We start from the raw sequence: 14267 nt of genomic DNA on the forward strand, positions 1-14267 counted from the left end.
AAAGCCCTCTCCGCACGAGGAAAGCGGATCACCGATGCGTACGGCGAACGACTCGGAATCGGACCACCACATCAATGGGACGTCTTTCTCCCCTGCGCAAGGCGCGCTTCTCGCCGATGTCTTGACGCCGGACCTCCATCGACCTACTGCGCTAGAGCAAACGGATGCCACTGCCCTGACTTACTCGACAACCACGGGGCGTGGGCCGCGCGGGAGACGGCGATGTCAGCGTTTCACGTGAAACGCTCCGCGTCACTCCGCAGCGGCGAGGCGCGCGAGGGTGGAGTAGACGTCTCCGAGATACCGCCCCGACGCCTCGATCGCCTGCGGCACGAGGGAGGTCTCCGTCATCCCGGGAAGCACATTGGCGTCGAAGAACCAGGGGGTTCCGTCGTCGTCGACGATGAAGTCGATGCGAGAGAGGTGACGGAGGCCGAGAAGCTCGTGAATAGCGACGGCGACACGCGAGACCTCGACAAGAGCTTCCTCCGAGACTCGCGCCGGTGTGTAGAAGCGGGTCTCGCCCGCGTTGTAGCGCGCCTCAAAGGTATAGCGACCAGCAACCGGCTCGATCTCGACGGGCGGCAGCGCGAAGGGACCGTCGCCGAGGTCGAGAACGCCCACGGAGATCTCTGTTCCCTGGACCTGCTGCTCGATGAGCACGACATCGCCGTAGGTGTACGCCTCGACCATCGCGCGGGGGAGCTGCTCCGACTCCGCCACAATGCTGACACCCTGGGCGGAACCGCCCTGCGCGGGCTTCACCACCAGTGGCCCGGGGAGGTGGGTTTCGACCTGGGCGAGGATTCCCGCGGCACCGAGCTCGCGGAAGGCCTCGCGGGGAAGCGTCACCGAGCGCGGGGTGGAGTGGCCCGCGCGCGCGGCCAGCGTCTTCGCGGTCGGCTTGAACCAGGCGAGACGTGCAGCGTCGGTCCGCGACCCGACGTAGGCGAGTCCGGCTGCCTCAAGCAGGCCGAGCAGGGCACCATCTTCACCACTCGCCCCGTGGACGGCGGGCCAGACGACGTCGGGTCGATGGTCGAGCAGGGCACTGAGGAGGGAGGCATCGGGCTCATGGAGAGTGACCCGATGCCCCATCGCCGAGAGGCGGTCGGAGACGCGGCGACCGGAGCGGAGCGACACATCCCGCTCGTGACTGATGCCTCCGCTGATGACGACAATGTCGAGGGGGCGGTCGAGCGCGGAGAAATCGGTCATGACCAGGGCTTTCTTGAATCAGCGAAGCGGGAATGACGAGTCAGGAGATGTTCGGGGGAAGAGCGGCGTCGCGTCGACGGGAGTCGACGGGCGTGAGCGAGCCTGTCCCGGCGAAGGTCGACAGCAGATCGATCTCGCCGTTGACCACCGTGGCCAGGCGCCGGATTCCCTCGCCGATCCGTTCGGGAGTGGGGTAGCAGAACGAGAGTCGAATGTTGCTTCGGCCGTCTCCGTTGCCGTAGAAGGCTGTACCGGGCGTGTACGCCACCAGCTCCTTCACGGCGCGCGGGAGCATCGCCTTCGAGTCGAGTCCCTCGGGGAGGGTCAACCACACGTAGAACCCGCCGTTCGGGTTCGTCCATTCGAGTCCGGGTAGGTGGTTCTGCAGGCCGCGAAGCATCGCCTCCTTGCGCTCCCGATAGACGCCTCGGAAGGTGTCGATCTGTGACCGCCAATCCGCGGTCTCGAGGTACTTCGAGATGACGAGCTGACTGAACGAAGACGGGCTCAGGACGGCCGCCTCGTTCGCGAGGATCAACCGCTCTCGGATGGCGTGCGGCGCCAAGGCCCAGCCAACCCGGAAACCGGGGGCGAGTGTCTTCGAGAAGGTGCCGAGATAGATGACACCGTCCTCCTCGAGCGAGCGCATAGCCTTCGGCGGCACATCATCGAAGTAGAGGAGGCCGTAGGGATTGTCCTCGAGGACGAGGATGCCCTCCGCCTTGCAGATCTCGAGAATCTCGACGCGACGCTCCCAGCTGAGGGTCACGCCCGCCGGGTTGTGGAAGGTTGGGATCGTATAGAGGAACTTGATGGTCTTGCCCGCCGCGCGGACGCGGGCAATGTGCTCGCGCAATGCCTCGGGGATCAGACCGTGCTCGTCCATCGGCACGTGTTCGATCTGTGCCTGGTAGGAGCGGAAGATGACCATCGCCGTCACGTAGCTCGGCCCTTCCGAGAGCACGACATCGCCGGGGTCGAGGAAGAGCTTCGAGACGAGTTCGAGCGCGTGCTGCGACCCGGTGGTCACGACGATGTCGTCGGCGCTAGCCGAGATGCCTTCGAGGGCCATGACGTCGAGGATCTGCTCCCGGAGGACCGGAACTCCCTGGCCCGAGCCGTACTGCAAAGCGACCGGGCCCTGCTCCCGCATGACGGAGTCGATCGCGGCGGAGATGAGGTTCGCGGGAAGGGCGGAGACGAACGGCATGCCTCCCGCGAGCGAGACCACTTCGGGTCGCGAGGCCACGGCGAACAGGGCTCGAACCTCGCTGGCGGCCAGGCCGGCCGTGCGCTCCGCATAGGAGTTGTACCAGGGATCGAGGTTTGTGCCGCGGTTGGTCACGATGGTTCCGCTTCGCTTAGTGGACGGGGGACAGACCGGAGACGAACCGGTTCTGCTCACAGTACCGGCCAGGCCTGGGGGGAGGGGAGGGAGCGGAGCGCCACTCGGTGCGCCGTGGCCCGTTTCACGTGAAACATAACGAAGCCCCCGCACCCTTGGGTGCGAGGGCTTCGAGGAAGACGTCGAGCCTCGAGGATGAACTCAGAGGAAGGCGGCCAGGTCGGCTTCAAGGGCGGGCTTTGGCTTGGCGCCGATGACCGTCTTGACGACCTCACCCTTCTGATAGACCTTCATCGCGGGGATCGACGTGATCTGGTACTTCGCGGCGGTCTGCGGGTTCTCGTCGACGTTGAGCTTGACGATCTCGATCTTCTCGCCGTGCTCGGCCGAGATCTGATCGAGGATCGGAGCGACCATGCGGCACGGGCCACACCACTCGGCCCAGAAGTCGACCAGAACGGTCTTCTCGGAGTCGAGGACATCGGACTGGAACGAGGCGTCGGTGACGCTCTTCGCGGTAGACATGGGTGATTCTCCTTCGTGAGCCGGGATGCGGCTGGGTGGGGGCTGTCGGGGGATGGGGGTCAGCTCGGGATGAGCTCGACGTGGGGAACACCCTCCGTCGTCGAGGTGCCGTCGGCGAGGCCGGCGAGGTAGTGTTCGGCGTCGAGCGCGGCGACCGTTCCCGAGGCGGCGGCGGTCACGGCCTGACGGTAGTTCGGGTCGATGACATCGCCTGCGGCGAAGACACCGGGAACCGAGGTCTGCGACGACCGGCCGACGACGGCGATGGTGCCCTCACTCGTGAGGTCGAGCTTGCCGTGCACGATGTGCGTGCGCGGGTCGTTGCCGATCGCGATGAAGAGGCCGTCGAGCTCGAGGCGCGACTCCGTGCCGTCGACCGTGTTGCGCAGCTTCACGCCGTTGACGTGGCTCTCGCCCGTGATGCCGACGACCTCCGAGTTCCAGAGAAACTCGATCTTCTCGTTGTCGAAGGCGCGCTTCTGCATGACCTTCGAGGCCCGCAGCGAGTCCTTGCGGTGGATGATGTAGACCTTCGCGGCGTGCTTGGTCAGGAAGGTCGCCTCCTCCATTGCGGAGTCGCCCCCGCCGACCACGGCGATGGTCTTGCCCTTGAAGAAGAAGCCGTCGCAGGTCGCGCACCACGAGACGCCGTGACCCGAGAGGCGGTCCTCGTCGTGCAGGCCCAGCTTGCGGTAGGCCGATCCCGTCGCGACGACGACCGACTTGGCCTCAATGCTCTCGCCCGAGCCCAGGTGCACGACCTTGGTCTCACCCTCGAGGTCGAGGGAGGTGACGTCGTCGTAGAAGGTTTCTGCGCCGAACTTCTCGGCCTGCGCCTGCATCGCCATCATCAGCTCGGGACCAAGGATCCCGTCGGGGAAGCCGGGGAAGTTCTCGACCTCCGTGGTGTTCATGAGGTCACCGCCGATCTCGACCGAGGAGGCGACCACGACCGGGTTCAGCTCGGCGCGCGCCGCGTAGATGGCCGCGGTCCAGCCCGCGGGCCCGGATCCGATGATGACGATGTCGCGCACGGCAACTCCTCGAGGTCTGTACGAGCGGTGACGGGCAGGGGATGCGGAGCACCGGCCGACTCGGAGCCGGTCGCTCGATGTTCCGCGGCTCCGAGGGCTACAACACATCCTAGGCGGGGGCTATTCCGTGCGGACTGCCATGTGGAGATGGTGGTCAGGCTGGCGGGAAGCGCACGGAACGACGCCCATGTTTCTTTGCTCTGACCAGGTATTCCTCTGTAGAGACGGGCGCAGGATTCGAGGGCGGGTCGAGCCGGCCGGCTCCGCGGCGCGACACCAGCACCGTGGCCCAGGCGACGGAGGCGAACACCGCGGTCATCACGAGCACGTAGACGACCACCGCGAGGGCTCCTCCTGAGATCACGTGCAGCGTCGCATGACGGGGATCAAGGAACGGATAGGGGTACCAGACCTGCTCGTGCTTGAGCTGGTCGTAGACGAGTGGCGCACGGATCTCGGTGTAAACGAACCACGCGACGGGGAACACGAGGATCCAGGGCACGACCGACCACGACAGGCGACGACGGCCCGGAGCCAGCAACCAGTCGAGCACGAGTGCGAGTGGGGCGACCACGTGCATGACCTCGTTCGTCCACTCCTGGCCGGCACCGCCTCCCGTGACCGCGGTGCCACGTAGGAGCAGGTTGTAGACGACTCCGATCACGACCATGTAGCTGACGGTGGCGGCGCGCAGCCAGGCGAGCCAGCGCGGTTCTGGCAGGGTTCCGCGAGCGAGCACGACCGCGCCGATCGACAGCACGACCACGCTCAGGAGACACGCCTCGACGGTGATGTAGCTGAAGAAGTTGACGGCGAGGGTCGTGCGGTCGCGGAAGCGCGCCTCGACCCAGAAGGAATGGGAGTCGAGGAAGCTCACCGTGGTTGCGGCGAGAACGGCGAGGGCGACCAGCGCCCGCACGACGATGAAGGTTGCGCGCATCAGCGTCCGAGGCGGCGCAGGATCGGCGCGGCCAGCGTCCGCAGCTCGGGCACGCGGAAGAACCACAGGATCGTGACGTAGACGATCGCCATCGCGGTTCCCGCGATGACCATCGAGACGATCGCCGGTGCGAGGCCCGAGAGCGGGAACTCGTCGAGTTCGACGAAGAGGACGACCATCACGCCGCCTCCCACGAGTCCTGCCGGCAGCGCGGCGAGGATGTACTGCACGAAGCGGAGAACGACGGAGCTGCCGCCGGTGCCTCCCAAGCGCTCGCGGAGGAGGAAGCACGCGAGGATCGACTGGACGGCGATCCCCATCGACACCGAGATGGCGACCGCCAGAGCGGTCAGAGCGGGCGGCACGAGGAGCGCGACGAGGCACCCGAGCGCGAAGACGGCGGTCTGCACGAGTGTGTAGAAGAACGGTGTGCGACCGTCGTCGAGAGCGTAGAAAGCGCGCTGCACGATCGCCAGAGTCGAGAACAGGGGCAGGACGACCACATAGGCGACGATGATGCCGGCCATTGGGAGGATCGCGCTCTTGTCCCTCGTGAAGACGGCGGCGAATGGGGCAGCACAGACCACGAGGGCGACGGAAGCGAAGACCAGGAACATCCCCACGATGCGGATCGATGCCGAGACGTCGCTCCGGAACTCCGCCATTCGCCCCGCGGCGGCGTGACCGCTCATCCGGGTGAAATAGGCCGTCGCGACCGAAACGGCAATCACCGAATGCGGCAGCATGAACACCAGCCATGCCTTCTGCAGTGCCGTCGCGGAGGCGTTCGAGCCAGACGCCGCGCTCACCGTCGAGTTCTCGATGAAGCCGGCGAGGACCGTGAGCAGGAGCGCGGCGAAGGTCCAGCCGGCGATGCGACCCGCGCGGCCCAGACCCACACCGCGGACGCGGAAGTCGGGCCGATAGCTCAGCCCGACCCGCCTCCAGAAGAGCGTGAGCAGGAGCGCCTGGAGGGCGACCCCGAGCGTGGCGGAGCCCGCGAGCACTGCGATCATGGCCGGTGTCCACTCGCTCGCCGCACGCCTCCCGAAGGCGTCGTTGCCGAAGAGAGCCTGGAACGCCAGGAGGCCCGAGATGGCGACCACGTTGTTCACGACCGGCGTCCAGGTGAAGGGGCCGAAGGATCCGCGCGCGTTGAGCACCTCGCCGAGGATCGTGTAGAGGCCGTAGAAGAAGACCTGGGGCAGGCACCAGTAGGCGAAGGCGACGGCCAGCTGGAACTGTGCAGGGCCGTATCCCGCGGCGTTCAACCGCACCAGGAAGGGGGCGAGGAGGGTTGCGGCCACGGTGGCCACGAGCAGCACCGCGAAGGCGAGGGTGAGTAGCCGGTTGATGTAGGCCCGGCCGCCGTCGGCATGGAGGCCTGCGCGCACGATCTGCGGGACGAGGACCGCGTTGAGGGCGCCTCCCGCGATGATCGCGTAGATCGTGTTCGGCAGGCCGTTGGCGACGGTGAAGGCGTCGGCGCCCTGACCGATGAGGCCGATGGTCTGGGTGAAGACGATCGACATCACGAAGCCGAGCACCCGCGAGACCATCGTGCCCGAGGCGAGAACCGCGCTCGCGCGCCCGAGGGAGAAGCTAGCCACGCGGAGGGTTCCGTTCGTCGAGGGCGGGCTGGACGGCGAGTGGGGCGTTCGGGTCCTCCTCCTCGACCTCCTCGCCCCGGCGCTTGCGGCGGATGTTGCGAAGAATCCCGACGCCGAACACGAGGACGAGAAGGATGCCGAACGCGAGGGTGCCCACCGTCTCCCAGTCGGCGCGGACACTGGTCCGGATGCTCGTCACGGCACCGACCGGGGTGCCGTCGAGGGCGGTGATCTGCATCCGAAGATCGGTCTCGCCGTTGCCGACGCGCGCCTTCACGGGGATGGCCACGCGACCCTGGGAGCGGGCGTCGATGGAGGTCGGCTCGATCGACGCCTCGTCGATGTCGAGCACGGCGTTCGACGTCGACGCGTCGATCCTGACGGCGACGGGCCACGGAAGGTCGTTGCGCACATAGACGGGGATGCTCGAATCGTGCGAGAGCTGCAAGACGCTGTCCGAGCTCTCGATGCTGACGGAGGAGAGGGTGGAGTCGGCGAGCGCGCGGCTCGTGGTCACCGCGTCGCTCCAGCCGGAGTCATCGCCCTGCCAGGTCACGGCGAGGAGCGCCAGGAGGTCGTTGCGGCGCTTGCCGCTGAGCAACTCGGGCCGCGTGAGCACGGCCGAGAACGCCTCCACCTGTGCCGCAGCGGTCAGCAGCTCGGAGACGTGCTCGAGCCGCTGGGCAGACTCGGGTGAGTCGACCACGGTCACGCCGGAGGTCGCCGGGGCCGCGAGTGCCGAGGAGAGGGTGGTGCCGTGCGCCCAGGGGAGGCTCTCGATGGCGTCGAGAGTCTGCGCCAGCCGGGTGCCGTTGATGGCCGAGCCGCGATCGAGCGCCAGCACGACGTCTGGCGTCTCGTCGTCGCGCTGCACCCGAGCGAGGACAGCGCTGATGGTGGTCATGCTGGCGCGCCATTCGGAGTCGCCCGTGGCGCTCGCCGCGGCGTCCAGCTCGCTCGAGAGAGTGCTGTCGGCGACGATTACGTCGCGACCGGCGACATTCGTCCGCGTGGCCGTCGACACCGTCTCGGGCAGGGCGAGGTTGGCGGATGAGACGACCGTGCGGTTCATGCCGCTCGCCGCATAGGTTTCCAGATCGGCGGCGCGTACCGTGCGATCCGCGGGCCACGCGAGGTTCCCGAGGGCCGCTGACCAATCGAGGGCGACGAGGGAGGCCGTGGTGGGGCGGTCGGGCTGCGCCTGTGCCGGGTCGGTCGGTGCGGCGGTGCTCGCGGGTGCCGCGAAAAGGGAATCGTCGATGCCGTACTCGAAGGAGGTCGGCGTGAGCAGGGTCGACAGGCCCGACTGCGCCTGCGCCGCGACGTCGGCGTCTGCGTAGGGGAGGGGGAATAGCTCGTTGGGTACGGCCTGGAGGCGGTCGAGCCAGGAGCGTGCCGACTCGGGGGCCGAGCCGCCGAGAATCCGGATCGAGGCGAGGATGCGCGGGTCTACTCCGATGGCCACGGCGCGACCGGACACCGCGTCCAGCTGGCGGGAGAGGGTCCCCGACGAGCGGGTGTAATCCTGCAGCGCGTCGGCCGACAGAAGGCCGTCGGCCGTATCGGGGACCGTGAGAGGGACGAGGACGCTGACACCGGTCTCGCGGGTTACAGGCGCGCCGTCGGTCAGCTCGACGGCCGCGCGTGCTGTGGCGACGACTCCGCCCGGACTCGTCACCGTCACGGTGAGAGCGTGGGTGCCGAGCGCCCACGAGGCGGTCGAGAACGGGATCTCGGCGGCGGGCACCGTCAGCCCGAGCTGGGCCGAGCTCGACGGGAGCAGGCGGATGTCGGCTCCCTCACCGATCGGCGAGCCGTCGAAATCGAGGGTGCCGTCGAGCCACGTCTGCAGCTCGGGCCGGGAGTCCAACGTGTCGGTCTCGATGGCGACCTGCACGCGGGCGCCATCGATCTCGGTGGTCGTGCCGTTGCGGACGGAGATCGAGAGCTGGAGATCTTGACCCGAGAGGAGGACTCCGTCGTTCGCGACCCCGACCGTCGCGGTGACCGTCCCGGAGGCGGGGTCGGCAGAATGCGCGACCGAGATCAGAGGTGCTGCCATCGCGGGAGCGGCACCGGCCGGCGCGGCGAGCAGCGCAAGGCAGAGCAGCGCGCCTCCGAGGGGGCGGAGACGGTGCGCGCCCGGACGCCGGAAGGGGCGGTCGGGAAGGATGGGGTCGTGCCGGCGCATCGAACTCACTCGGCCTCCATGCGGGTGATTCTACGGGGACGCCTCCCCGCGCCTGCCGGTGCATCGGCTGGGTGCGGGACGAGAGCGCGGCCAGGCCGCTGGCGCGCTCCGGGCCCCGACACCCCTCGCGACTAAGATCGGCCCAATGCACAGCGTCCAGACCGCCCTCGAGACACTCCGTACTCTTGCGGCGACTCCGGCCGTGGCGCGGCTCGCGGCGGCGTTCGCTACGAGCGGCCACGAGCTCGCGCTGGTCGGCGGTCCGGTCCGCGACGCGTTCCTCGGCCACGGCGTGCACGACCTCGACTTCACCACCTCTGCGCGGCCCGACGACGTCGTGCGGATCGTGGCTCCGATCGCCGAGGCGCACTGGGACATCGGACGCGCCTTCGGCACCATCGGTGCGCGCGTGGCGGGCGAGACGGTCGAGATCACGACCTACCGCAGCGACAGCTACGACGGGGTGAGCCGCAAGCCGGAGGTCGAGTTCGGGGAGTCGCTGGAGGGCGATCTCGTCCGCCGCGACTTCACGGTCAACGCGATGGCGCTTCGGCTCCCCGAGATCGTGCTCGTGGATCCCTCCGGCGGGGTCGAGGATCTGCTGGCGGGTCGTCTGCGCACCCCTTCCGAGGCCGACGTCTCCTTCGGCGACGATCCGCTTCGCATGCTGCGCGCGGCACGCTTCACCTCGCAGCTCGGGTTCCGCACGACCGACGAGGTCGAGTGGGCCATGGCCGAGCTCGCCGGCCGCCTCCTCGACGTGTCGGCCGAGCGGGTGCAGGAGGAGTTGCGCAAACTGCTCTCGACGGCTGCCCCGCGCGCCGGGCTCGAGTTGCTGGTCGACACCGGCCTGGCCGGTTACATCCTCCCGGAACTGCCCGCGCTCCGTCTCGAGCAGGACGAGCACCACCACCACAAGGACGTCTACGTGCACAGCCTGACGGTGCTCGAGCAGGCGATCGCGCTGGAGGCGGAGCGGAACCCGGGAGCGGCGCCGGACGTCACCCTCCGTCTCGCCGCGCTCCTGCACGACATCGGCAAGCCCGCCACGCGGCGGCTCGAACCTGGCGGAACGGTCAGCTTCCACCACCACGATCTGGTCGGGTCGAAACTGGCGGCGAAGCGGATGCGCGCGCTGAAGTTCGACAAGCAGACGACCTCGGACGTCGCACGGCTCATCGAACTGCACCTGAGGTTCTTCGGCTACACCGACGGCGCGTGGAGCGACTCCGCCGTGCGTCGCTACGTCACCGACGCGGGACCTCTGCTCGAGCGGCTCCACATCCTCACCCGTGCAGACGTGACCACTCGGAACAAGCGCAAGGCCGAGCGGCTGGCGCACGCCTACGACGACCTGGAAGCGCGGATCGCCGAGCTCGCCGAGAAGGAGGAGCTCGCGTCCAAGCGGCCCGACCTCGACGGCACACGCATCATGGAGATCCTCGGGTTGCGGCCCGGCCCCGAGGTGGGGGCGGCGTACCGGTTCCTGCTCGAGCTGCGACTCGAGGAGGGACCGCTGGGCGAGGACGTTGCGACGCAGCGGCTCCGCGAGTGGTGGGCGTCGCGCTCCCAGGAGTCAACCGACTGATCGCGAACGAGATCGGCTCCACCAGCATCCCGCAGGTGACTCGTGCCTCGACATCTCGTCGGTCTCGAGATAGTCCCCGTGAAGCGGAGGGTGGCTGGTAGGGTGGGCAAGTTGTCCACGACCAGACGCACTCGCGTCCGCGGGAGTGGGCAGATGCTACATACCCTCCTGTCACGGAAATACCGTGGCCGTTCAGTCCGAAGGAGGTGGGTTAGTGACGCATCAGTACGAACTCATGGTGATCCTGGATCCGGAGATCGATGAGCGCACCGTCGCTCCGAGTCTCGACAAGTTCCTCAACGTCATCCGAACCGATGGGGGAACCATCGACAAGGTCGACGTCTGGGGCCGTCGTCGCCTGGCGTACGAGATCAACAAGAAGTCCGAGGGCATCTACGCCGTCGTCGACTTCACGTCGACCTCGACCGCGGCGAACGAGCTCGACCGTCAGCTGAAGCTGTCCGAGGCCGTCATGCGCACCAAGGTGCTGCGGGCTGAAGAGGGCATCGCCCAGGTCGCGGCCGCCGCGAAGCTCGCCGACGAGAAGGCCGCCCGCAAGGCGGCCAAGGCTCCGGCCGCTCCCAAGGCGTAACGCTCATGGCCGGCGAGACGATCATCACCGTGGTGGGGAATCTCACGTCCGACCCCGAGCTGCGTTACACGCAGAACGGGCTTGCGGTCGCGAACTTCACCATCGCCTCCACGCCGCGCACCTTCGACCGTCAGGCGAACGACTGGAAGGACGGCGAAGCGCTGTTCCTCCGTGCCTCCGTCTGGCGCGAGTTCGCCGAGCACGTCGCCGGGTCGCTGACCAAGGGCAGCCGCGTCATCGCGACCGGCCGCCTCAAGCAGCGCTCCTACGAGACGAAGGAAGGCGAGAAGCGCACCAGCATCGAGCTCGAGATCGACGAGATCGGGCCCTCGCTGCGCTACGCGACCGCACAGGTCACCCGTGCCTCCGGTGGAGCAGCGGGTGGCGGACGCGGCCAGGTCGGCGGCGGCGCTCCTGGCGGTTTCGGCGGAGGCAACCAGGGGGGCTCCGGCAACGCCGGCGGCAACCGCGGTGGCCAGGCCGAAGAGCCGTGGGCGCCCAGCGCTCCGGCCGGTGGCGACGTGTGGAACACGCCGGGCAGCTACAACGACGAGACGCCGTTCTGAGCCTCGGCTCGAACGCTCTCCTCACCTGAATCACGCCTCCCCCACCCCGCGAGAGCTCGCGGGCGGGCAGGGGCGAACCAGAATCTAAGGAAACCACTATGGCTGGAAAGAGCAGCGGCGATCGCCGCAAGCCGATCCGCGGCAAGGGCGCGAAGAACGCGGCCCCCGCGAAGTCGGTCCGCGTGGGCGTCATCGACTACAAGGATGTCGCGACCCTGCGCAAGTTCATCTCGGAGCGCGGCAAGATCCGCGCCCGTCGTATCACCGGCGTCTCCGTGCAGGAGCAGCGCCTCATCGCCCGTGCCGTCAAGAACGCCCGTGAGATGGCGCTCCTGCCCTACGCCGGCAGCGGAAGGTAGGTAACGGTATGTCCAAGGTCATCCTGACCCACGAGGTCGACGGGCTCGGCTCGGCCGGCGATGTCGTCGACGTGAAGAACGGGTACGCCCGCAACTACCTCATCCCGCAGGGCTTCGGCGTCGCGTGGACCCGCGGTGGCGAGAAGCAGGTCGAGCAGATCAAGTCGGCGCGAGCCGCGCGTGAGCACAAGACCATCGAGGAGGCGCAGCACACCAAGCAGGTCCTCGAGGCCAATCGCGTGAAGCTGACGGTCAAGGCAGGCAAGGACGGCCGCCTCTTCGGCTCGGTCAAGACCTCCGATATCGCGAACGCGGTGGCGGCGGCCGGATTCGGCGAGCTCGACAAGCGCAAGATCGTGATCGCGAACGCGATCAAGAACATCGGCGAGCACGAGGCTGTGGTGCGTCTACGCGACGACATCCAGGCCACCGTCAAGCTGCAGGTGGTCGCGGCCAAGTAAAGCCGCGAGAACCGCGAAGGGCGGTGCGTCGGGACTCTCGGGTCCTGGCGCACCGCCCTTCGTCGTCCCGGTTGTCCACAGGTCCATCCACATACACCCTCGCCGGTGCACAACCTTCAATGTGCTCTCGAGACTCTTTTGTGCGGCGTCCTGTGGAGAACGAGAAATGCCTGGTCGGAGTGAAGAAAAAAGTCTTCGAAGGCGTCGATTTCCACAGACCAGTCCACATGTTGCCCACAGTGTGCCGGGCGTTTCCCCGCAGTTCTGCACACCTCTCTCCACAGGACGGTTTGACCGCGGCAGGGGGCGGTACGTAGTGTGGCGCAGCGCCCCGCGAGGGGAGCGGCAAGGCGCTGTGACGCCGCGTGTCGGAGGTCGCTGATAGACCGGGATCGACGGCGGCGGGACCAGCCCGCCCTCCGTTCCGCGAGGCACCCGACAGGAGGAGGCGAAGGCATGACGATCGCGCACCTGGCGGTTCCCGGCTCGGACGGACGCGGAGACTCTCCGCGGACCAACGAGCGGACCCCTCCACACGATCTGCTCGCCGAGCAGTCGGCCCTCGGAGGAATGCTGCTCTCGAAGGACGCGGTCGCCGACGTCGTCGAGAGCGTCAAAGGCACCGATTTCTACATCCCCAAGCACGAGATCGTGTTCGATGCGATCCTCGCCCTCTACTCCCACGGCGAGCCGACCGACGTCATCGCCGTCACCGACGAGCTCACCAAGCAGGGCGAGCTGCAACGGGCCGGCGGTGCCGATTATCTGCACACGCTCACCTCGATGGTGCCGACTGCGGCGAACGCGGGGTACTACGCGTCCATCGTCGCGGAGCGAGCGCTGCTGCGCCGGCTCGTCGAGGCCGGCACCCGCATCGCCCAGATGGGCTATCAGGGCGAAGGCGAGGTGCTCGACCTGGTCAACTCTGCACAGGCCGAGATCTACAACGTCACGGGCTCCGAGACGGCCGAAGACTATGTGCCCCTGACCGAGGCAGTGACGGTCGCGATCGACGAGATCGAAGCGGCCGCTCACAAGGACGGCGCGTTCACGGGTGTGCCGACCGGCTTCGCGGAGCTCGACGACCTCACCAACGGCTTTCACGCCGGCCAGATGATCATCGTCGCGGCCCGTCCCGCGCTCGGAAAGTCGACGCTCGCCCTCGACTTCGCGCGGGCCGCCGCCATCAAGCACCAGATGCCCACGATCTTCTTCTCGCTCGAGATGGGGCGCAGCGAGATCGCCATGCGCCTCCTCTCGGCGGAGGCCTCGGTGCCGCTGCAGCACATGCGCAAGGGCACGGTCGACCAGCGCGACTGGACGACCATCGCCTCCACTCGCGGCCGCATCAACGACGCCCCGCTCTACATCGACGACTCGCCCAACATGACCCTCGTCGAGATCCGTGCGAAGTGCCGTCGGCTCAAGCAGCGCGTCGGGCTCAAGATGGTCGTCATCGACTACCTCCAGCTCATGACGTCGGGCAAGAAGGTCGAGAGTCGCCAGCAGGAGGTGTCGGAGTTCTCGCGCGCGCTCAAGCTGCTCGCGAAGGAGCTCCAGGTTCCCGTCATCGCGCTGTCGCAGCTGAACCGTGGCCCCGAACAGCGCGCCGACAAGCTCCCCGCGATCTCCGATCTTCGCGAGTCGGGCTCGATCGAGCAGGACGCCGACATGGTGATCCTCCTCCACCGCGAGAGCGCCTACGAGAAGGACAACCCTCGGGCCGGCGAGGCCGACCTCATCGTGGCGAAGCACCGCAACGGTCCGACGCGCACGGTGACGGTGGGCTTCCACGGGCACTTCTCGCGGTTCGCAGACATCCCGGCGGTGTGAGTCTC

General features: G+C 67.8%; 13 protein-coding genes. 6 read left to right on the plus strand and 7 right to left on the minus strand.

The features are described 5' to 3' along the window. Positions 1 to 252: 252 nt before the first annotated feature. The 7 genes from ITJ45_RS00940 to ITJ45_RS00970 all read right to left on the minus strand — a co-directional run bounded on the left by ITJ45_RS00940 (position 253) and on the right by ITJ45_RS00970 (position 8863). Positions 253 to 1218 carry a D-alanine--D-alanine ligase family protein gene (locus ITJ45_RS00940; protein WP_194606969.1) on the minus strand — a complete coding sequence of 322 codons (966 nt, stop codon included), beginning with the start codon at positions 1216 to 1218 and terminating at the stop codon, positions 253 to 255. A gap of 40 nt (positions 1219 to 1258) precedes the next feature. After that, positions 1259 to 2563, minus strand: a complete 1305-nt coding sequence (locus tag ITJ45_RS00945) for a PLP-dependent aminotransferase family protein (protein WP_194606970.1) — start codon at positions 2561 to 2563, stop codon at positions 1259 to 1261. Positions 2564 to 2764: 201 nt separating this feature from the next. After that, on the minus strand, positions 2765 to 3088 hold the full coding sequence (gene trxA / locus ITJ45_RS00950; RefSeq protein ID WP_194606971.1) for a thioredoxin: 324 nt from the start codon (positions 3086 to 3088) through the stop codon (positions 2765 to 2767). A 59-nt stretch (positions 3089 to 3147) separates the two neighbouring features. Continuing rightward, entirely contained in the window at positions 3148 to 4122 is a 975-nt protein-coding gene (gene trxB, locus ITJ45_RS00955) for a thioredoxin-disulfide reductase (RefSeq protein ID WP_194606972.1), read from the minus strand. Between the two features lie 154 nt (positions 4123 to 4276). After that, positions 4277 to 5062: a Pr6Pr family membrane protein gene (locus ITJ45_RS00960; protein ID WP_194606973.1), complete on the minus strand. Its 786-nt coding sequence runs from the start codon at positions 5060 to 5062 to the stop codon at positions 4277 to 4279. Next, positions 5062 to 6672 carry a murein biosynthesis integral membrane protein MurJ gene (gene murJ, locus ITJ45_RS00965; protein WP_323742804.1) on the minus strand — a complete coding sequence of 537 codons (1611 nt, stop codon included), beginning with the start codon at positions 6670 to 6672 and terminating at the stop codon, positions 5062 to 5064. The genes ITJ45_RS00960 and murJ overlap by 1 nt, the downstream gene beginning before the upstream one ends. Further along, entirely contained in the window at positions 6665 to 8863 is a 2199-nt protein-coding gene (locus tag ITJ45_RS00970; protein ID WP_228493396.1) for a DUF6049 family protein, read from the minus strand. The genes murJ and ITJ45_RS00970 overlap by 8 nt, the downstream gene beginning before the upstream one ends. Positions 8864 to 9008: 145 nt before the next feature. Between ITJ45_RS00970 and ITJ45_RS00975 the strand changes: the two genes are divergently transcribed. The 6 genes from ITJ45_RS00975 (at position 9009) to dnaB (ending at position 14262) form a co-directional block, all read left to right on the plus strand. Continuing rightward, positions 9009 to 10451: a CCA tRNA nucleotidyltransferase gene (locus ITJ45_RS00975; protein ID WP_194606975.1), complete on the plus strand. Its 1443-nt coding sequence runs from the start codon at positions 9009 to 9011 to the stop codon at positions 10449 to 10451. A gap of 235 nt (positions 10452 to 10686) precedes the next feature. Next, complete coding sequence (gene rpsF / locus ITJ45_RS00980; RefSeq protein WP_228493458.1) at positions 10687 to 11043, plus strand: 30S ribosomal protein S6; 357 nt, start codon at positions 10687 to 10689, stop codon at positions 11041 to 11043. Positions 11044 to 11048: 5 nt separating this feature from the next. Next, positions 11049 to 11609 (plus strand): single-stranded DNA-binding protein, encoded by a 561-nt coding sequence (locus ITJ45_RS00985; protein WP_194606977.1) that lies wholly within the window; start codon positions 11049 to 11051, stop codon positions 11607 to 11609. A 98-nt stretch (positions 11610 to 11707) separates the two neighbouring features. Further along, the gene (rpsR, locus tag ITJ45_RS00990) at positions 11708 to 11968 is read left to right on the plus strand and encodes a 30S ribosomal protein S18 (protein WP_055784551.1); all 261 of its coding nucleotides are present in this window, start codon (positions 11708 to 11710) and stop codon (positions 11966 to 11968) included. Between the two features lie 8 nt (positions 11969 to 11976). Continuing rightward, complete coding sequence (rplI, locus tag ITJ45_RS00995) at positions 11977 to 12429, plus strand: 50S ribosomal protein L9 (protein WP_194606978.1); 453 nt, start codon at positions 11977 to 11979, stop codon at positions 12427 to 12429. 456 nt (positions 12430 to 12885) lie between these two features. Beyond that, the gene (dnaB, locus tag ITJ45_RS01000; RefSeq protein WP_194606979.1) at positions 12886 to 14262 is read left to right on the plus strand and encodes a replicative DNA helicase; all 1377 of its coding nucleotides are present in this window, start codon (positions 12886 to 12888) and stop codon (positions 14260 to 14262) included. Positions 14263 to 14267 lie beyond the last annotated feature (5 nt).

This window comes from Rathayibacter sp. VKM Ac-2879 (assembly GCF_015351245.1).
Classification (GTDB): domain Bacteria; phylum Actinomycetota; class Actinomycetes; order Actinomycetales; family Microbacteriaceae; genus Rathayibacter.

Coding starts and splice junctions, on each gene's coding strand:
- ITJ45_RS00940 (WP_194606969.1), bottom strand. CDS start 1,218: ATGACCGATTTCTCCGCGCTCGACCGCCCCCTCGACATTGTCGTCATC.
- trxA (WP_194606971.1), bottom strand. CDS start 3,088: ATGTCTACCGCGAAGAGCGTCACCGACGCCTCGTTCCAGTCCGATGTC.
- ITJ45_RS00960 (WP_194606973.1), bottom strand. CDS start 5,062: ATGCGCGCAACCTTCATCGTCGTGCGGGCGCTGGTCGCCCTCGCCGTT.
- ITJ45_RS00970 (WP_228493396.1), bottom strand. CDS start 8,863: ATGCGCCGGCACGACCCCATCCTTCCCGACCGCCCCTTCCGGCGTCCG.
- ITJ45_RS00975 (WP_194606975.1), top strand. CDS start 9,009: ATGCACAGCGTCCAGACCGCCCTCGAGACACTCCGTACTCTTGCGGCG.
- rpsF (WP_228493458.1), top strand. CDS start 10,687: ATGGTGATCCTGGATCCGGAGATCGATGAGCGCACCGTCGCTCCGAGT.
- ITJ45_RS00985 (WP_194606977.1), top strand. CDS start 11,049: ATGGCCGGCGAGACGATCATCACCGTGGTGGGGAATCTCACGTCCGAC.
- rpsR (WP_055784551.1), top strand. CDS start 11,708: ATGGCTGGAAAGAGCAGCGGCGATCGCCGCAAGCCGATCCGCGGCAAG.
- rplI (WP_194606978.1), top strand. CDS start 11,977: ATGTCCAAGGTCATCCTGACCCACGAGGTCGACGGGCTCGGCTCGGCC.
- dnaB (WP_194606979.1), top strand. CDS start 12,886: ATGACGATCGCGCACCTGGCGGTTCCCGGCTCGGACGGACGCGGAGAC.